We start from the raw sequence: 19,630 nt of genomic DNA, 5'->3' as shown, positions 1-19,630 counted from the left end.
GCCCCAGGGCCTATGCAATTGCCATGCTCAGCCCCCGATAATTCCTGCGCCCGGGCTGAAGCCCTTGAAATACGGGCCTATGAAGAGTCGGCACAGTGTTTGCGTACGGCTGATTCACGACAGGTCAGTGGGGCATTTCCCCCAATTTTTCGGGCCTGTCAGGGGAGGCCCAATGCTCAATCCAATCTGCGCAGGACTGCTTGGCTGCATGCTGTTGACCGGCATCGCCGAGGCCGATGTGTTTGTCTCCGTGGACGCCAAGGGCAGCTACGTGCTGTCCAACGTCCACCGCCCCGGACGCACCTACGAACGGGTGATTCACGAGGCGCAAATGCCCGTGGTCAGTCTCGATCAACAACCGCAGTTGATCGCCAATCAACCTTACGCCGAGCTGGTGTCGGCCGCCGCTGCAGCCAATCACTTGCCCGAAGCGCTGTTGCACGCGGTGATCAACGCCGAATCGAACTACAACCCCGGCGCGACATCGCCCAAAGGCGCCGGCGGGCTGATGCAACTGATGCCCGACACCGCCCGGGAACTGGGGGTGACTGACGTCTACGACCCCCGCGCCAACATCCAGGGCGGGGCCCGGTATCTCAAGCATCTGATGACCCTGTTCGACAACGACATCGCCCTCGCCGTGGCGGCCTACAACGCCGGCCCGGACGCGGTGCTCAGCCGTGGCCGGGTGATTCCGCCGTTCGCCGAAACCCAGCGTTATGTGCCCAGCGTCCTGCGTCAGTACCGGCGTTTGCAGGGGCTCGCGGCGGACGCGCCGTTGTAAACCTTCAACCCGGTTTTCCCCACTTTCGGGGTAAATCCGCCGGGTCGGAAAAACGGGGAATCGGGTGGGGAATATCCCCCGGATTCTCAAGTGGCTTGTGTAACCGACTGAGCAGTAATGAAATTTTTTGTGGCATGCGGATTGCTCCAGCGGGTTTGTCGAGAATCATTCCCTGTGAGCACCCACTACGAGGTTTCCGATCATGGTTGGCATTCACCACGCACCGTCCCTGTTGAACTGGCTGCTGTTGCTGGTCTCGATGCTCAGCGTCGAACTGGCCAGCGCCGCTGTGCGCTGCGAACGCAATCTGGTGGCCAACGTCGTGGCCTTCGATCAGCCGCTGATGTTCAACCGCCTCGGTGCACAGAACGTCAACGGCATGATGTTCGCCTTGCGTCGCGACGTGGTCGATGACCATGACCGGTCACTGGCCCAGGGTGGTTCGGCGGTGCCGGGCAAAGTCTCGCTGCGCCCGGACAAGCGACCACGGCCACTGGTGCTGCGCGTGGCGGCGGGGGATTGCCTGACCATCAATTTGCAGAATCTTCTGGCGTATCAGGCCAACCCGAACCATCACGCCGAGCCTGAGGGCGAAGCGGAAAACGCCAATGTCGGCGAAGCTTTCAAGGCCGACGAACAAGTCGCCGACCGGCATGTCGGCTTCCAGGTCAACGGCCTGCAAGCGGTGAACAGCATCGACGACATCGCCTCGTTCACCGGGCGCAACGCCAACAGTCTGGTCGCCCCCGGTGCCAGCCGTTCCTACCTGTTGTATGCCGAGCGCGAAGGGGCGTTCGATGTCAGCAGCCGGGGCGCGACGTTCGGCGGGGAGGGCGCGGCCGGCAACAATGCCAACGGTCTGTTTGCCCAGGTGGTGGTCGTGCCCAAGGGCGGCCGCACTTACCGCAACACCCTCACCGAAGAAGAAATGCGCCTGGCCAGCACGGGCCGTACTCCCGCCGGACACCCCATCGTCGATTACCAGGCCCGCTATCCGCAGCGCGAGCCGTGGCTGCGCGAAGGCAAGGCCGGCTCGCCGATCATCAGCATGGTCGACGGCAGCGAAATCATCTCCAGCGAAAGCGATGCCATTGTCATGGGCAGCAATCCGGATGGCAGCTTTCCGCCGATCACCTATCCGCTGGAATCGGTGGGCAAACGCAACCCGGCGCTGCCCAACCGGCTCGAACCGTTTCGTGATTTCGCCGCGCAGTTCCAGGACGAAACCGCCGTCACCCAGGCGTTCCCGGCGTACTTCGCCGACCCGGTGATGGGCCATGTGCTGGAGCCGACCCGCGACTCGTTCATGATCAACTACGGCGCTGGCGGCATGGGCGCCGAAGTGATTGCCAACCGTCTGGGCGTGGGGCCGATGCACGATTGCCTGTCCTGCGCCTACGAAGAATTCTTCCTCAGCTCGCACACCGTCGGTGACGTGGCGATGCTGGTGGACGTGCCGGCCAATACCGGGCTTGAGAACATCGCCCCCGGCCAGACCCCGCGCGCCGATCAGGTCGGCGTCAAAGCGACGATGGCGCTGTATCCGTCGGAGCCGTCGAACGTCGCCCACAGCTACATCGGTGACTTCGTCAAATTCCGCAACACCCACAACGGTTACGAACACCACATCTTTCATTTGCACGGGCACCAATGGCTGTTCAACCCCAACGACGACAACTCCGATTACGTCGACGCCCAAGGCATCGGTCCGGGCGCCGGTTACACCTATGAAATCGCCAATGGCGGCTCGGGCAACCGCAACCGGGTGGCCGGCGACGCGATTTACCACTGCCATTTCTATCCGCATTTCGCCCAGGGCATGTGGGCCATGTGGCGGGTGCACGATGTGTTTGAAGAGGGCACCCGACTTGAGGTCTCCGAGCAAGGTGCCGACGGTTTCCACAGCGAACCTTATGCACTTCGCAGCGGCAAACCTGCTGCGGGCGCCCGCGCCTTGCCGGATGGAGAAATCATTGCCGGCACGCCGATTCCGGCCATCGTGCCGTTGCCCGGCAAAGCCATGGCGCCGATGCCGGGCAAGGTTGTAGTGGTGCCGAAAATCGGCGAAGCAATGGTTGCCGGAAACGATGACGACGATGAGGAAGAAGAGGGCGACGACGATCACCCTGGCGGTAATGCGGGCGGGCAAGCTGTGGGTTCGCTGGCGCTGGTGGATCGCAGCGAAGCCAACCGCAACGCCGATGGCAGTCTGAAAAATCCCGGCTATCCGTTCTGGATCGGCGGCATGGAAAGTTCGGTCGGGCAGCGTCCGCCGACGCCACCGCTGGACATGCTCGACGCCGCCACCGCGCAATCGCTCAAAGCCAGCGGCAAGGCGTTGTGGGCCAACCTCGATCCGACGCAATCCGGCGGCTGGGACGGTGGTTTGCCGCGCCATGCCCTGGACGGCAAATCCGCCGGCGGTGAAGCGCACACCGTGACCACTTCGCTGGATTTCTCCAAGGCAGTCACCCGCGCCAAGCCGATTTACCTGCCGGAAGAAGGCACCGAAGTCGAACAGGCTGCCATGGCCTTCCACGCGAAAAAGGATCACCCAAGCTTCGCCTTGCTGCCCGGTAATCAAATTGTGGCCAAGGCCTTCCGCACCAACGGCGCTCTGCCGATTGCCGGCGCGCCGTACTACGAACCGTGCATGGACGACCGGCAAAAGCGCCTGACCAGCAGCGCCGGCAGCGGTGAATTCAACAGCGGCGAGCGCATCGACGGCATGTCGTTTGTCGGCGCCTCGACGTTCACCGCCGACCGGCCACGGGTCTACAAAGCGGCCAACATCCAGTTCGACGCCGTGTACAACAAGGTCGGTTATCACTTCCCGCAAGCCCGGATTCTGGCGCTGTGGGAAGACGCCTGGCCGGTGATCACCAAGCAGCGTCCGCCAGAGCCGCTGGTGATGCGCATGAACACCTTCGACTGCGTGCAATACCAGCAAACCAACCTGGTTCCGGCCGTCTACGAGATGGACGACTATCAGGTGCGCACCCCGACCGACGTGATCGGCCAGCACATTCACCTGCCGAAGTGGGACCTGACCGCTGCGGACGGTTCCTCCAACGGTTGGAACTATGAAGACGGCGTGCTTTCTCCCGGCGCCGTACAGGAACGCGTGCACGCGATTCGCGAGTTCAACCAGTGCGCCGGCACCGACCCGCGCGACGGCACCCCGGCCTGCCCGAAAGCCAAGGCGCATCCGTTTTTCGGCCAGTACGGTCGCAGCGACTGGATGGGCGCGCGCACGGCGATGCAGCGCTGGTTCGTCGACCCGGTGATCAACAGCAAAGGCGTGGATCGTGGCCTGGGCACGATCTTTACCCACGACCATCTCGGCCCATCGACGCACCAACAGATTGGCCTCTATGCCACCGTGCTGGCTGAGCCGGCCGGTTCCACCTGGTTCCACGCCGAAACCGGCGAGCCTCTGTACAGCGGCGCCCGGCAGGACGGCGGGCCGACGTCATGGCAAGCGGTGATCAACACCGGCGACCTCGACGGTGACGGTTTGAACGACAGCTTCCGCGAGTTCTTCCTCGAATACAGCGACTTCCAGCACGCCTATGAAGCCGGTGTGTATGTGGGCGCCGGCCCGAACGGCATCCCGAATGCCCAAGCGTTCCCGGCCACGGCCGACAGCTTCCGCTTCGCGATCAACCCGCCGGTGCGCAACAACGCCGGCAACCTGCTCGAAGCGGTAGTCGAGGCGCGCGGCGGGATCAAACCGGGCTGCCCGAGCCGGCCATGTCCGCAGGCGATTTCCGTGGATGACCCGGGCATGTTCGTCGTCAACTATCGCAACGAACCGCTGGGCCTGCGGGTGTTCGACCCGAACAAGGTCGGCCCGGACGGCAAGCGCGGCATGCAGGCCGACGGCCTCGGCGGTGACCTGGCGTACGCCATGCAAAGCCGCACCGACCGCGCCATCCCGGCGCTGAACCTGGCGCCGAATCAGATCAGTTCCGCCACCGGGCCTACCGGCGGCACCACACTGTTCCCGCCGCACATCAACAAGGGCGGCGCCGAACCGGGTGATCCGTTCACGCCGATGCTGCGCACCTACACCGGTGACAACGTGCGGCTGCGGGTGCATGCCGGCGGCCACGAGGAAGAGCACAACGTCACCCTGCACGGCGTGAAGTGGCTGCAGAGCGGTTCCGGGTTCGGCAACAGTTCCAACTCCGGCTGGCGCGCTTCGCAGATGGTCGGGATCTCAGAGCAGATGGGTTTCATCGCGCCGGTGTCGATGCTGTCGAGTTCGGCGGCGACCACCGGGGATTATCTGTACTCGATGGACGCCTCGATCGAAGGCTACTGGAACGGCATCTGGGGCGTGATGCGCAACTACACCGCGCAACGCACCGACCTGTTCGCGCTGCCGAACAACCCGAAACCCACCGGTATGCGCAACACCGTGGCATTCGAAGGCAGTTGCCCACGGATCAGCGCCAACCCCAACGGCATCGGCACCCGGCCGACGGTGCAGCGCAATTATGAAGTGGTCGCGGCGCTGGCCAACGACATCCTGCGTAACCCGCTGGGGCTGACCATCGGTGATCCGGCCGGGCTCGGCCAGCACGTCGGCGGGCCGTTGAATCCAGCGGGCGGTACGCTGGTATTCAACTCGCGGCCAGTGAGCATTCCGCAGGTGACGGTGACCGATCCTGAGGATGGCGAGACCCTCACCATTGGCGGTCAGAGCGGGCCGATCCATGACCCGACTGTGATCCTGTACGTGCGCAAGGCGGATCTCGATCCGGCCACCGGCAAGCTCAAACCCGGCATTCCCGTCGAGCCGCTGGTGCTGCGCGCCGCTGCCGGGGACTGCATCAACATCAGCCTGGAGAACCGCTTGCCGAGCGTGATGCCCGATCTGGCGCAGACCGCGATTCTGCAAGGTCTGGTCAAACGTGACCGCAACGGTGGCGACGGCTCGACCACCTTCAACAATAACCTGCTGCGGCCCTCCAGCCATGTCGGACTGCACGCACAATTGCTGGCTTACGACATCACCAAATCCGATGGCGTGAACGTCGGCGCCAACCCGATCCAGACCGTGCCACCGCGTATCGGCAGCACCGGTGCCTACCCGACCCGTACCTATCAGTATTACGCCGGGCACCTGGAGCGCGAAGGCAAACCGATCACCCAACTGGGGCGCAGCGTCGACAACATCAATGCCACGGCGGTGGAGTTCGGCGGCCTCAACTTCACCCCGGCGGACGTGATCAAGCAACCGCAAAAAGGCCTGGGCGGGGCAATGAGCATCCTGCCTGCGGGCGCCACCTGGGTCGACGATGCACGCAAGGTCAGCGCCACGGTGACGGCGGCGGGGCAGACGGCCTATCGCGATTTTGCGATGGTCTGGCAGCGCGCGCTGAACCTGCGCTGGGCCAATGGCCGGCCGGTGGAAGGCATCGCCTCCGAAGGCTTGGGCGTGCCGAACGATCCGAAGGACAACGCCGGCATGGCCATCAACTACAAGGCCGAACCGATGTGGTACCGCTTCGGCCTGGCGCCGGACGCACCGTTCGGCCGCGCCGACGGCCATGGCTACGGCGACGTGCCGAACGCGCACATGGCCTACAGCAACGCGCTGGTCGGCGGCGATCCGCAGACCCCGGTGTTCTACGCCAGACCGGGTCAGCCGTTCCGTACCCATGTGTTGATGCCGACCGGTGGCAGCCGTGGTTCGACCTTCCAGCTCGACGGGCATCTGTGGTCGGTCAATCCGTTCCAGTCGGAGAAGAGCGATGTCGGCGGCTACCCGATGAACACCCCCGGCGTGGGTTCGGTGAAGTTCGGCTACAACCCGATGTCGATGTACATCGGCGCCCGCGAGAGCGTGCTGCCGGCGGCGCACTTCAGCTTCATGTTGCCGAGCGCCGGCGGTGCCAATGCGATAGCGGGGGACTACCTGTTCCGCGACAACGCCTCGTTCGGCAACACGGCGGGGTTGTGGGGATTGTTGCGGGTGACCAATGAGCCGGAGCCGGCACCGCCCGCTCAGTAGCCGGACGGGAATGTATTGGCAGGGGAGAACGACATGAACAGGATCATCAACATCATTGGCGTGTGTCTGCTGACCATCGCAGGTGCGCTGCTCACCCTCGGCGAGCTTGCCCTGGCGCAGACGCTGACCCGTGATGGCGTGTCCATCGCGTTCAACCTGCAACCGCTGGCCCGCGACGGCAAACTGCGTGAAGGCGAGTTCGCCGACGTGCAGTTCCGGGTCACCGATGGCGCCTCCGGCCAGCCGCTGTCCGGGGTGGCGCCGGGGGCATGGATCGATCCGGAAACCGTTGCCGCCGACCAGGCCCAGGGCCGCGACAAGAGCTGCAAATCCCGGGTCGGGACGTTCCTCAAATCCAACATCGGCGCGCGGCCGCTACTCGATCTCAACAGCTACTTCCTGCTGGTGATGAACCGCGATGCCAGCGTTTCGGTGATTGATCCGTCGGTGTCGGTCGGCGGCATCACCAGCACGCTTGCGCGGATCGAACTCAAGCAACCGCCGATGGACTGGGTTACGCCCAAAGACAACAAAAAGGTCTTCGTGTCGATGCCGACAGCGGGGGAAGTCGCGGTGATCGACAGCGAGCAATTCAAGGTGCTCGACTCGGTGGCCGCCGGCAGCCAACCGGTGCGGGTGGTATTGCAACCGGACGAGCGCCTGCTGTGGGTCGGCAACAACGCGGCGAAGGCCGAAGAGTCAGGGGTCACGGTGATCGACGCCCAAAGCCTGAAACCGCTCAAACATTTGGCAACCGGTCGCGGCCACCACGAAATCGCCTTCAGCAAGGACAGCCGCTACGCCTTCGTCAGCAACCGCGACGACGGTACGTTGAGCGTCATCGACATTGCCAGCCTGAGCCTGCTGCAACAGCTGAGAACCGGCTCCAGCCCGTTGTCTGTGGCGTACTCACCGCTGTCCGGTGCGGTGTATGTAGCCGATGGCAAGGACGGCACCGTCACGGTGATCGACGCCAGCAGCCGCGCCGTGCGACGGGTGATCAGGCTGCAACAGGGCCTCGGCCCGATGGGCTTCAGCGCTGATGGTCGCTTCGGCATGGTGCTCAACACGTTGGAGAACCGCGCCACGGTCATCGATGCGGCCAACGATTCAGCGATCCATGATCTGGACGTCTCGGCCGAACCCTGGCAAGTGGTGTTCACCAAGGCCTACGCCTACGTGCGCGGGCTGGCGTCGCCGAAGGTCACCATGATCAACCTCGCCTCACTCGGCGAAGGACGGCAGCCGATCAGCCAGGGTTTCGAGGCCGGGCCGCAGCCGCCACGACTGGCCGGGGATCTGCCGCTGGCGTCAAGCCTCGCCGTGTCGCGAGACGACAACGCGGTGTTCGTGGTCAACCCGGTGGACAACACCACCTATTTCTACGCCGAAGGCATGAACGCGCCGATGTCCGGTTACCCCAATCGCGGGCAGGTGGCGCGTGCGGCAATGGTGGTCGACCGCAGCCTGCGCGAAGTGTCGCCGGGGCTGTACAGCGCCCGGGTGAAACTGCCGGCGGCGGGGCGTTTCGACGTGGCGTTCCTGCTCAATCAACCGAACATCATTCATTGCTTCAGCGCCCAGGTGGAGTCCGACGGCGCGACTGAAAAACACGTCGGCCCGCCGCAAGTCGAGTTCCTGCCGGGCAAGACCGCCGTGGCGCTCAACGACCCGTACGTGGTGCGGTTCCGCATCGTCGAAGGCAAACAGAAAGTGCAGCGCACCGGCGTGAAAGACGTGCAGTTGCGCTACTTCCTCGCGCCGACATCGCGGCCCCGTGAAGTCGCGGCGCTGGAAGTCGCCGACGGTGTGTACGAAGCCCCGCTGACCCTCGACCGCAGCGGCGCCTGGTACCTGCATGTGCGCGCGGCATCGCTGGGCGCCGGTTTCGACGACAAGACCTTTGCCAGTGTCCGGGTGCTGCCCGGCCAGACTCAGTGACGAGGACAACGCCATGAACCGATTCGCATCATCCGGCCTGCTGACCCTGTGCCTGTTGGCCGCCGGCATTCATCAGGCCCGGGCGCACTCGGCGGATGAACACGCGGGGCACAAGGCGTCGGCCGCCAGCACTCAGGAACACACCCAGGTCAAATTCGTCGACGTGCCGCTGCTCGACCAGAACGGCAAGACCGTGCACCTGGAACAGGATCTGGTGCACAACAAAATCGTCGTCATGAGCTTCATCTACACCAGTTGCACCACGGTCTGCCCGGTGGTCTCGTCGATCATGGGCAAGGTGCAGAAACAGCTGGGTTCGCGGGTCGGCGGCGAAGTGCAACTGGTGTCGATCAGCATCGACCCGCAGCGCGACGACCCGAAACGCCTGCAGGATTACGCCCGCTCTTTCCAGCGCGGGCCGGGCTGGAGCTGGCTGACCGGTTCACCTCAGTCGATCAACGCCACCCTCAAGGGCCTCGGCAGTTTCAGCGGTGACTTCAAGAATCACCAGCCGCTGATCCTCGTCGGTGACGGCAACAGCCGCCACTGGATGCGCTACTACGGTTTCACCGACCCGGCGCTGCTGGCCAAGGAAGTGGAAAAACTCAGTGGCCTGCGCACCCACGCCAGACACACCGCGATTGCCATGGAGCAACAGCCATGAGAATGCTCGACTGGGTCACCCTGATGATCTGCTTCTGTATTTTCAGCGCGGTGGCATTCGCCCACGAAGGCCATGCACCCGAGGCTCCGGCAACGGTTGCCGCCGCGCCGGCCAAAGGCACCCACGACGCAAAGACCTGGTTCACCGACACGCCATTGCTGGATCAGCATGGCAACACTCAGCGCTTCTACAGTGACGCCCTGCAAAACCGCGTGGTGCTGCTCAACGTCATTTTCACCAGTTGCAACGATGCCTGTCCGCTGATCACCCGCAAGCTCAAGGAAGTCCGCGAGCTGCTGGGCGACAAGGCCGATGACGTCACCTTCATTTCCCTTACCAGTGATCCGCTGCGCGACACGCCGGCGGTGCTCAAGGCTTACACCTTGAAGCAGGGCGCCGATGACCCTCACTGGCTTTTCCTGACTGGCGACAAGGCGCAGATGGATCTGGTGCTCGGTCGCATCGGCCAGATCGTGCCGACGCCGGAGCAGCACTCGACCCAGCTGATCGTCGGCGATGTCGCCAACAAACGCTGGAGCAAGATCCGTCCCGACGCCCCGGCCGCCGCCATTGCCCAGCGCTTGCAGCTGCTGACAATGCCCGTGGCCGGCCGCTGAGTCCGCGCCATGAACCTGCGCCGCGTCCTCGCCCTGATCCTGCTCGCTGGCGTCAGCCTTGGCGCGGCCGCATTGCCGCTGACCGATGAAGAAAGCGCCGGCAAGCGCCTGTTCCGCGAAGGCCTGTCGGCCAGCGGCGAGGCGATCATGGCGCGGGTCGGCGCGGCGGACGTGTTGCTGCCGGCCACGAGTCTGCCGTGCGCCAACTGCCACGGCGCCGACGGCCTTGGCCGGCCTGAAGGCGGGGTGCGGCCGCCGGAGCTGAACTGGTCACGGCTGACCAGCCTCCACGGTCAGCAACAGATCAATGGCCGCAACTACCCGGCGTACACCGACAGCAGTCTGGCGCGGGTGATTCAGGAGGGCCGCGACCCCGGCAACAACCGGCTCGACCCGAGCATGCCGCGCTTTTTGCTGTCGATGAAGGATCAGCGCAACCTCACCGCTTATCTCAAACGCCTGGCCGATGATCGCGATCCGGGGCTCGACGACCAGACCTTGCACCTGGGCACTTTGCTGCCGAGCCGGGGACCGCTGGCCGAGGAGGGCGCCACCGTCGCGGCGGTGCTCAACGGCAGCGTGGCGCGGATCAATCAGGCCGGGGGCATTCATGGCCGGCAATTGCGTCTGACCGTGGTCGATCCCGGCCCGGACCGCGCCAGCGCCGAGCAGGCCCTGCAACGGCTGATCGACGAGGAAAAGGTCTTTGCGCTGATTGCTCCGTTGGCTCCGGCGCTGGACAACGAACTGGCGCCGCGCCTGGAACAGGCCGGTCTGCCCCTGATCGGGCCGTTGTCCTTGATGGGCTCGGTGCAGGCCAGTGCGCAGATTTTCGAACCGCTGCCGGGATTGCGCGAGCAACTGATTGCCCTGGCCGATTACGCCACCGCCAGCCTGAAAGTGCTGCAAGGACCGACGCTGATCGCCTATCCCGACGACCCGACTCAAGTGCAGGCCGCCCAGGCGCTGGGGCAATACTTGCAGGATCACGGCTGGCAAAAGGTCCGGCTACAGGCCTACAACCCGGCAGCGGACAGCTTGCCGCTGGGTTCGCGTTCGGTGTTCTACCTGGGCAGCGGCAGCGGTTTCAGTCAACTCGCGGCGGGGCTGCAACATGCGGGGCAGGTGCCGTATCTGTTCGCGACTTCGGGTCAGGTCGCGGGCGACCTGCTGCAAGTGCCCGAGGGCTTTTCCCGGCGCGTGTTTCTGGCCTATCCCTTTGTGCCGAGCGACTGGACCCAGGCCGGGCGCATGGCCCTGACCCTGCTGCGCGAACATCAGGGTCTCGGCGCGCAGCATGCGGTGCTGCAAGTCGGCGCCTACGCCTCGATGCTGCTGTTCAGCGAAGCCATGAAGCAGGCCGGGCGCGATGCCAGCCGCGAAAAAATGGTGACGGCCCTCGAAGGCCTGCACGACTTCGACACCGGCCTGACCCCGCGCCTCAGCTTCGGCCCTGGGCGACGATCGGGCCTGAGCGGGGCGCATGTGGTCACCGTGGACTTGCCCGATCAGCGTTTCTATCTGGTCGCGCCCTACAAACCGATTCTCGCGAGCCCCTGAACGGAGGCCTTGATCATGAAGCTCATAAGCGTGTTGTGGCTGCTGGCGTGCTGGTTGCCGATGACGTTCGCCAATCCGGAACCGGTGGCGGCGCGGGTCAACGGCGAGGTGATTTCCGGGTTTCGTCTGGAACGGTTTTTCGCCGAATACCTGGAAGACCGGGGTCGCGCCGTCGCGAGCATTCGCAGTCCCAAGGCCTATAAACAACTGCGTCAGGCCGCACTGGACACGCTGATCGACAAGGAGCTGCTGTGGCAGGAGGCGCAAAAACGTGGCCTGAAGGTTGACGACCAATCGGTGCAGCAACAGGTCGAGCAGATTCGCGTGGCCATCGGCGGTCGCGACAACTTCCTGCGGCGCTTGCAGGAGGCGGGGTTCGACGAGGCCTCGTTCACCGAGTACACCCGCCGTGAACTGGCAGCCCAGCAGATGTTCGCCACATTGATCCGCGCCAACACCTTGCAGGCTCGGCATCTGCTGGTTCGGGTGGCACCGGGTGCCGATGCCGCCACAGACGCAGCGGCGCGTCTACGCTTGATGCAGATGCGCGCCTCCGTGGTCGAGGGCGCAACGTTCGCCAGTGATGCCGTGCGCTCGCCATTCGGCTGGCATTTGATTTATTTGCCGAACCACTTGGAGGCAGCCGATGTCCCAGAGGTGCAGGGGCTTGCAACAGTCCGGGTACAGCGTGCCCGACAGCAACAGGCCCTGGCTCGTCGCCAGGTGCTCGCGCAATTGCGGGCGCAGAACAGGATCGAACGAATTGACGACGATTGAAGGTTCCCCCCCAATAGTGGGGAATGGCTTCGATGCCCATTCAGGTGCTTCCCCGTTTCTGGGGAACGGGGTACCGGGACGAGCGGGCATTGTCATCAAATTCAAGGACATGAAGACCAAAATTGACCGGCACTCGGCCTGGCATGAAGTGTGCGTTACCTCTTGTGAGGCGCACTCCAGCAGGTTCGGGCAGTTGATGTGAAGAGGCCGGATTTGTAGCTGCAAGGAGTTCACCTTGGTTAACAAAGTACTGGTTGTCGAAGACGAACTGCTGCTTGCACAGAACCTTCAGGATTATCTGTCGGCGCAAGGGCTGGACGTCCGGATTGCACATGACGGCGCAGACGGAATCGGCCAGGCCGAGACCTTCGCTCCCGACGTGCTGGTGTTCGATTACCGCTTGCCCGATATGGAAGGGTTCGAGGTGCTCGACGCGGTCCGCCAGAACAGGACGTGCCATTTCGTGCTGATAACGGGTCACCCGACCGCTGAAGTCTGTGAGCGGGCGCGGCAACTGGGGGTCAGTCACATCCTGTTCAAACCGTTTCCTTTGGCGGAACTGGCCCGAGCTGTCTGCGACCTTCTGGGGATCCAGCGCGAAGCGAAACCCGGTGCGAGCCCATCCGAAGGCTTCGTCGAACGACGCCAGAGCAGGACCGAGAGCTTCCCGTTGCAGTTGTACGATGGCAGTTGGGTGCTGGCGGACCGCCGACGAAACCGGTCGGAGGTCATGGCACCGGACGACGATCAAATGCTCACCGGGGAGTAATGGCGCGATAGACGTTCCGGCACTCGCCGAACCCGCCTCCCGCGCCGTCAGGGCCTCAAGCCCCGGGTGTTGGAGAGCAAGCCATGGAACGTCTGTCCGTTGTCGTCGATGCGTTGCAGCCTGCGTGTGCCCCGACACGCTTCTCCAGTGAACAACTGGCCCAGGCCCGGGCGCGGGCCGGCACTTGCGGGGAACGGGTGCTCGATGCACTCAACGTCCTTTGCGAACTGGCGCCGATGCCGTTCATTGCCAGCCTCGGCGCCACCCTGCATTACCCGGTGCTCGACACCGACACGCTGTTTCAAGCGACCCCGGTGTTCGACCGGGTCACCCTCGCGCAATGCCTCAAACGTGAATTCATCCTGCTGCGGCACAACGACGAAGTCATCGGCGTGTTCGCCGACCCCTTCGACACCGCGCGCCTGGCCTGGATCGACGAATGCCTGCATGGCGCGCCGCTCTATCTGGTGCACGCCGACGACCTCAAGGCCTACCTGGCCCGCCACGAAGAAAGCTTCCACGCCGTCGAATCGCTCAACGCCCAGGCTGACGCCGGCAGCGAGGTCGACACCCTGCAAAGCCTGTCGCTGACCAGCATCAGCGAAGACTCGAGCGTGGTGGTGAAACTGGTCAACTCGACCCTCTACGACGCACTGAAAATGCACGCCAGCGACATCCACCTCGGCACCACCGGCAACGGTCTGGTGATCAAGTACCGGATCGACGGTGTGCTCAACAACATCAGCAAGATCCAGGGCAGCGAGTTCGCCGAGCAGGTGATCTCGCGGGTCAAGGTCATGGCCGAACTGGACATCGGCGAAAAGCGCGTGCCCCAGGACGGTCGCTTCAAGATCGGCATCAGCGGCCGGCAGATCGACTTTCGGGTGTCGATCATGCCGAGCATCTTCGGCGAAGACGCGGTGTTGCGGGTGCTCGACAAGCAGGACCTGGCCGACAAGGTCTGCGGCGTGCAGCTGCAGGCGCTGGGCTTTGAAGACGAAACCCTGCGCCAGCTGCGGCGTCTGGCCGCCGAACCCTACGGCATGGTGCTGGTGACCGGCCCCACCGGCAGCGGCAAGACCACCACGCTGTACGCGATGATCACCGAGATCAACCACGGCGTGGACAAGATCATCACCATCGAAGACCCGGTGGAATATCAGTTGCCGGGGGTGCTGCAAATCCCGGTCAACGAGAAAAAAGGCCTGACCTTCGCCCGTGGCCTGCGTTCGATCCTGCGTCACGACCCGGACAAGATCATGGTCGGCGAGATCCGCGACCCGGACACCGCGCAGATCGCCGTGCAATCGGCACTCACCGGGCACCTCGTCTTCACCACCATCCACGCCAACAACGTGTTCGACGTGATCGGTCGTTTCACTCAAATGGAAATCGACCCCTACAGCCTGGTCTCGGCGCTCAACGCGATTCTTGCCCAACGCCTGATCCGTCTGGTGTGCAGCCACTGCAGCGCACCGGCCACCCCGAGCGATGAAGAACTGCGCACTTCCGGCCTCGACCCGCTCAAGGTCGGCCATTACCACTTCGTCCACGGCAAGGGCTGCGGCCACTGTCGGGGCAGCGGTTATCGCGGGCGCACCGCGATTGCCGAACTGCTGCACCTGGACGACGAACTGCGGCAGATGATCGTCGAGCGGCAACCCATCACCCGGATCAAGGCCCTGGCCTGTTCCCGTGGTTTGCGCCTGTTGCGCGAATCGGCGCTGGAGCTGGTGGAGCACGGTCGGACCACGCTGGAGGAGATCAATCGTGTCACTTTTATCGCGTGATCAATTTGTCGCCGTGCTCGGCGCCAGCGGTGTCGGCCTCGGCCAGCGCAGGGGCAGCGAAACCTTGTGGCTGGGCAGCGTCGGCTACATCGACGAAGGCTTCCACAGCTACGCGGTGGCGCTGGACACCCTCGACCGTCTGCTCGGTGAACACGCCCGCGCAGGTTCGGAGTTGAGCGTGGTGATCTCCGGGCATTTCAGCCGTTTCTGCCTGGTGCCGTGGAGCGAGCAGATCAGCAGCCCTGAAGAACTGCGCGGCTTCGCCCAGCTGTGTTTCGAAGACCTGTTCGGCGCACCGACTCAACCCTGGAGTCTGGTGTTGTCCGCCGAGCCGGCCGGTCACGACCGGATCGCCAGTGCCTTGCCGCAGGATTTGCTCGAACGCCTGCGCACGCAGGTCACTGGTCGCGGCCTGCGTCTGCGCTCAGTGCAGCCGTACTTGATGAGCGCTTTCAACCGCTTCGACAAAAGCCTCGATGCCGGCGACTTCCTGTTCGTGGTCGCCGAGCCGCAACGCAGCGTGTTGCTGCTGGCCAGGGAAGGGCGCTGGGCGTCGGTGCGCTCGGTGGGCGGCAGTGACAGTGACGCGGCATTGACCGCGCTGATCGGTCGCGAACGGCAACTGCAAGCCTCGACCAGCGAACGCGCGTTCAACGTTTATCTGCACGCTCCGGCGCGTCTCGATGCGCAACCGGATGTAGCGGGGGTGCATCTGCGCACCCTCGAAGACGACTCGATGACCGTGCGTGACGCCTTGTACGTCATGTCCCGGGCGGTGGCCTGAGATGCGCGCCCTGAACCTCGATTTCCAGCCCCGTCCGCGTTCCGGCCCGTTGGGCTGGAGCCTGCTCGGCGGCGGCTTGCTTCTCGCGCTGGTGTGCTTCGGCGTGCAGCAGCACCTCGGCAATCAGGCCGAACAGCAGCAAGGTCACTTGCAGCACACCCAGCGCCAGCTCACCGGCGACAGCGGTGCCAAAACCAGCCTGAGCCCGGCGGAAACCCGTGAGCAGGCGCAGAATCTCGCCGAAATGCGCAAGGTCTCGCAGCAACTGCGTCGCCCCTGGGAACGCCTGTTCGCCATGCTCGAAGCCATGCCCCGAGACGACATCGCCTTGCTGACCCTGACCCCGGATGCGCGCAAAGGGCAGGTGCGAATCAGCGCCGAAGCGCGGGATCTGCAAGCGATGCTGGATTTCCACAAGCGCCTGGAGGCCAGCGACGAGCTGTCCGACGTGTCGCTGCTGAGCCACGAAATCGTCGTCAAATCGCCGGAGCAACCGGTGCAGTTCAACCTGTCGGCAACCTGGGAGATGGGCGATGCGAATCCCTAGACTGATCGTCCACGAATACCTGCAAGGCCTCGGCGTTCCCGGTCTGGCCGGGCTGGCGCTGCTGCTGATCAGCGTCGCCTGGGCGCTCGGTGGTTTGCTGCCGGGCTGGCAATCGCTGCAACAGCTCAGCCAGCAGACCCAGGAAGCCACCGAATACCTGGCCAAGGTCGAGGATGGCAGCATCGCGCCGCCAGTGGTGCCGCAACGTCAGCTCGATGACTTTCGCAACAAGCTGCCGGCCCAGCCGCAAGCCACCGTCGCCATTGACCGCATTTACGCCCTGGCCGCGCAGGAGCACATCACCCTGGCGCGCGGCGAATATTCCCTCGGCGTCGATCCCAAGACTCATCTGGCGCGCTACCAGATCCTGTTGCCGGTGCGCGGCAGCTATCCGCAACTGCGCCGGTTCCTTCACGCCTTGCTCGGCCAGCTGCCGGCGGTGGTGGTGGAAGACGTCGAGTTTCAACGCAAGAAGATCGCCGACACCGACCTCAACGGTCGGATCCGTATGACCCTTTACCTGTCGAGGTCGTGATGAACACCAAGCGCGTAACCGGGTGGGTGGCGTTCTTCGGCGTGGCGGTGGCGCTGGCCTGGTTGCCCGAATATTTTTCGCCGAGCGACGACGCGGACGCCACTGACATCGCCGTCTCTACCCCGACCAAAGCCAACGCCCATGGCGCTTTGCCGGCCAGCAGTGCCAAGGCCGGCGCAGCGCCGATCAAGGACCTGAGCCCTGCCGGTGACCTGTTCGCCGCCAAATCCTGGAAGGCCGCGCCGACTCTGGCCACGGTCACCGAGCAACCCGTCAACCTGACCCCGGTGGTGCAAGCCCCGAGCCTGCCACCGGTGCCGTTCCAGTTCGTCGGCCGCCTGCATGACCGCAGCGACCTGCAGGTGTTCTTGCAGGACGGCGAAAAAATCTACGTCGTGCGCAACGGGGATGTGATCGACGAAACCTGGAAGATCACCGGCATTTCCGAGCTGGAACTGAGCCTGGTCTACCTGCCTCTGCATTTGTCGCAGACCTTGTCTGTGGGGAGTACGCAATGAACAGATCCCGTTTGCTGATGAGCCTCGGCCTGTGCGCCGGGCTGGCCGCGTGCAGTTCCGCGCAGGTCGCCAACAAGGAAGCCGCCGACCTGATCGAGCAGGGGCAGTACGAGGCGGGTCTGGCCCGGATCCAGGAAGGCCTGCGGGAAAATCCACGGGATACCGAGCTGCACTTGCTGCTCAACAGCGGCCGGGCCAAGGCGATCACCGCGTTGCTGACTTCCGGTGATACCGACCGCGCTCGCCGTGACTTCACCAACGCACGCCTGGCTTACAACCGGGTGCTGACCATCGAACCGAACAACCGTCGCGCCCAGGATGCCCTGCGCCAGCTCGACTACCTGCGCAGCATGGACGAGAAGCTCGAACTGGCCCGTGGCGACCTGCGTCGGGGCGACATCTACGGCGCCGACCGGCAGGTCAAGCAGATCCTCGAACTCGATCCGAAAAACGACGGTGCACTGGAGCTGCAAGGCAACATTCGTCTGGTGCAGAGCCGCAACGTGATCCAGTACCCGCAACTGCGCACCCGGCTCGACCGCCCGGTGACCCTGGAATTTCGCGACGCCAACCTCAAGACCATTTTCGAAGTGCTGTCGCAGGTCGCCGGGCTGAATTTCATCTTCGACAAGGACCTGCGCCCGGACATGAAAGCCACGATCTTCGTGCGTGACGTGCGCATCGAAGACGCCGTGCAACTGCTGCTGCAACAGAACCAGTTACACCAGAAAGTGGTGAACGAAAACACCCTGCTGATCTACCCGGACTCGCCGCAGAAGCTCAAGGACTATCAAGAGCTGGTGATGCGCACCTTCTACCTGACCAGCATCGACGCCAACACCGCGCTGAACATGATCAAGACCATGCTCAAGACCCGCGACGTGTTCGTCGACGAACGCCTGAACACCCTGACCATGCGCGACACCGAAGACGCTGTGCGCATGGCCGAGAAGCTCCTGCAATCGCAAGACCAGTCCAACCCGGAAGTGGTGCTGGAAGTGGAAGTGATGGAGGTTGCCACCCAGCGGATTCTTGACCTTGGCCTGCAATGGCCGAGCACTTTCGGCGTGGTCAACGGCGACGGATCGGCAGTGACTTTGTTGGGCCAACTCAAGGGCATCAACTCCGACCGGATCTCGATCACGCCCTCGCCGCAGGCCAAGATCAACGCGCAGGACAACGACATCAACACCCTTGCCAGCCCGGTGATCCGCGTCAGCAACCGCGAGCAGGCGCGCATTCACATCGGTCAGCGCGTGCCGATCATCAGTGCCACGTCGGTACCGTCCACTCAGGGGCCGGTGATCACCGAAAGCGTGACCTATCTGGATGTCGGTCTGAAGCTTGAGGTGACCCCGACCGTGCATCTGAACAACGAAGTGGCGATCAAGATTGCGCTGGAAGTGAGCAACGCCACACCGCTGGAGCCGACCCGCCAGGGAACGATCCCGGTTCAGGTCGACACCCGCAACGCGCAGACTGCGCTGCGCCTGCATGACGGTGAAACCCAGATCCTCGCCGGCCTGGTGCGCAACGACCATGGCGCCACCGGCAACAAGATTCCGGGTCTTGGCGATATTCCGGGCCTGGGCCGGTTGTTCGGCAGCAACAAGGACACCATCGGCAAGTCGGAACTGGTGCTGTCGATCACCCCACGAATCGTGCGCAACCTGCCGTACCAGAGCCCGTCGGACATGGAATTCCCGACCGGCACCGAAACCAGCATGCACATTCAGGCGCCGGATCGTTCGCAGAGCTACGTGATGCCAACCCCGGCCGCACAGCCTCGCGCCATCGGTGATGCCGCCGTGGCAACCACCCGCGTCACCGTCGAGAAGCCTTGATCATGAACGCCTCCCAGCGCGGTTTTACCTTGATCGAAGTCGTGGTGACGCTGGCCCTGATCGGCCTGCTGGCCGGCATGGCCGCGCCGCTGACCGAGACCCTGGTGCGGCGTGGCAAAGAGCAGGAGCTGCGCACCGCGCTGTATCAGATCCGCGATGGCATCGACGCCTACAAGCGTGCCTTCGATGCCGGCTACATCGAAAAATCGCTGAACAGCAGTGGTTATCCGCCGAACCTGAAAGTGCTGGTCGAAGGCGTGCGCGACGTGCGCAGTGCCAAGGGTGCCAAGTTCTATTTTCTGCGCCGCATCCCGCGTGATCCGCTGGTGCCGGCCAAACGTGACGATAACGGCGGCTGGGGCCTGCGGGCCTACGACAGTTCGGCCCAGAACCCCCGCGATGGCGAAGACGTGTTCGACGTCTACTCCCACGCCAGGGGCCGTGGCCTCAACGGCATCGCTTACCGCGAGTGGTGACT

Annotated in this window: 15 protein-coding genes; all 15 read left to right on the top strand. The window is 64.0% G+C overall.

Features of this window, described 5'->3' with window-relative positions:
* Positions 1 to 172: 172 nt before the first annotated feature.
* The 15 genes from M5B98_RS27205 to M5B98_RS27135 all read left to right on the top strand — a co-directional run bounded on the left by M5B98_RS27205 (position 173) and on the right by M5B98_RS27135 (position 19,628).
* Complete coding sequence (locus tag M5B98_RS27205) at positions 173 to 784, top strand: lytic transglycosylase domain-containing protein (RefSeq protein ID WP_248744540.1); 612 nt, start codon at positions 173 to 175, stop codon at positions 782 to 784.
* Between the two features lie 202 nt (positions 785 to 986).
* Positions 987 to 6,806, top strand: a complete 5,820-nt coding sequence (mnxG, locus tag M5B98_RS27200; RefSeq protein ID WP_318654183.1) for a manganese-oxidizing multicopper oxidase MnxG — start codon at positions 987 to 989, stop codon at positions 6,804 to 6,806.
* Positions 6,807 to 6,839: 33 nt separating this feature from the next.
* Entirely contained in the window at positions 6,840 to 8,747 is a 1,908-nt protein-coding gene (locus tag M5B98_RS27195; protein ID WP_248744539.1) for a YncE family protein, read from the top strand.
* A gap of 13 nt (positions 8,748 to 8,760) precedes the next feature.
* On the top strand, positions 8,761 to 9,411 hold the full coding sequence (locus tag M5B98_RS27190; RefSeq protein WP_248744538.1) for an SCO family protein: 651 nt from the start codon (positions 8,761 to 8,763) through the stop codon (positions 9,409 to 9,411).
* Positions 9,408 to 10,028 carry an SCO family protein gene (locus M5B98_RS27185; protein WP_248744537.1) on the top strand — a complete coding sequence of 207 codons (621 nt, stop codon included), beginning with the start codon at positions 9,408 to 9,410 and terminating at the stop codon, positions 10,026 to 10,028. The genes M5B98_RS27190 and M5B98_RS27185 overlap by 4 nt, the downstream gene beginning before the upstream one ends.
* 9 nt (positions 10,029 to 10,037) lie before the next feature.
* Entirely contained in the window at positions 10,038 to 11,588 is a 1,551-nt protein-coding gene (locus tag M5B98_RS27180; RefSeq protein WP_248744536.1) for an ABC transporter substrate-binding protein, read from the top strand.
* A gap of 15 nt (positions 11,589 to 11,603) precedes the next feature.
* The gene (locus M5B98_RS27175) at positions 11,604 to 12,365 is read left to right on the top strand and encodes a SurA N-terminal domain-containing protein (protein WP_248744535.1); all 762 of its coding nucleotides are present in this window, start codon (positions 11,604 to 11,606) and stop codon (positions 12,363 to 12,365) included.
* Positions 12,366 to 12,600: 235 nt separating this feature from the next.
* Positions 12,601 to 13,134, top strand: coding sequence for a response regulator (locus tag M5B98_RS27170; RefSeq protein ID WP_248744534.1), 534 nt, complete (start codon positions 12,601 to 12,603; stop codon positions 13,132 to 13,134).
* Positions 13,135 to 13,217: 83 nt separating this feature from the next.
* The gene (locus tag M5B98_RS27165) at positions 13,218 to 14,924 is read left to right on the top strand and encodes a GspE/PulE family protein (protein ID WP_134826171.1); all 1,707 of its coding nucleotides are present in this window, start codon (positions 13,218 to 13,220) and stop codon (positions 14,922 to 14,924) included.
* Positions 14,905 to 15,708 (top strand): hypothetical protein, encoded by an 804-nt coding sequence (locus M5B98_RS27160; protein ID WP_248744533.1) that lies wholly within the window; start codon positions 14,905 to 14,907, stop codon positions 15,706 to 15,708. The genes M5B98_RS27165 and M5B98_RS27160 overlap by 20 nt, the downstream gene beginning before the upstream one ends.
* 1 nt (position 15,709) lies before the next feature.
* The gene (locus M5B98_RS27155) at positions 15,710 to 16,255 is read left to right on the top strand and encodes a PilN domain-containing protein (protein ID WP_248744532.1); all 546 of its coding nucleotides are present in this window, start codon (positions 15,710 to 15,712) and stop codon (positions 16,253 to 16,255) included.
* Complete coding sequence (locus tag M5B98_RS27150) at positions 16,242 to 16,790, top strand: GspMb/PilO family protein (RefSeq protein ID WP_248744531.1); 549 nt, start codon at positions 16,242 to 16,244, stop codon at positions 16,788 to 16,790. The genes M5B98_RS27155 and M5B98_RS27150 overlap by 14 nt, the downstream gene beginning before the upstream one ends.
* Positions 16,790 to 17,308: a hypothetical protein gene (locus M5B98_RS27145; protein ID WP_248744530.1), complete on the top strand. Its 519-nt coding sequence runs from the start codon at positions 16,790 to 16,792 to the stop codon at positions 17,306 to 17,308. Before M5B98_RS27150 ends, M5B98_RS27145 begins: the two co-directional genes overlap by 1 nt.
* Entirely contained in the window at positions 17,305 to 19,152 is a 1,848-nt protein-coding gene (locus M5B98_RS27140; RefSeq protein ID WP_248744529.1) for a secretin N-terminal domain-containing protein, read from the top strand. The genes M5B98_RS27145 and M5B98_RS27140 overlap by 4 nt, the downstream gene beginning before the upstream one ends.
* A gap of 2 nt (positions 19,153 to 19,154) precedes the next feature.
* The gene (locus tag M5B98_RS27135; protein ID WP_085712076.1) at positions 19,155 to 19,628 is read left to right on the top strand and encodes a type II secretion system protein; all 474 of its coding nucleotides are present in this window, start codon (positions 19,155 to 19,157) and stop codon (positions 19,626 to 19,628) included.
* The last annotated feature ends 2 nt before the right edge of the window (positions 19,629 to 19,630 follow it).

It is taken from the genome of Pseudomonas sp. MWU12-3088 (assembly GCF_023242405.1).
GTDB classification, from domain to species: domain Bacteria; phylum Pseudomonadota; class Gammaproteobacteria; order Pseudomonadales; family Pseudomonadaceae; genus Aquipseudomonas; species Aquipseudomonas kribbensis.
The sequence above is the reverse complement of the archived record's forward strand: the minus strand, read 5'-3'. Positions and strand labels throughout refer to the sequence as shown.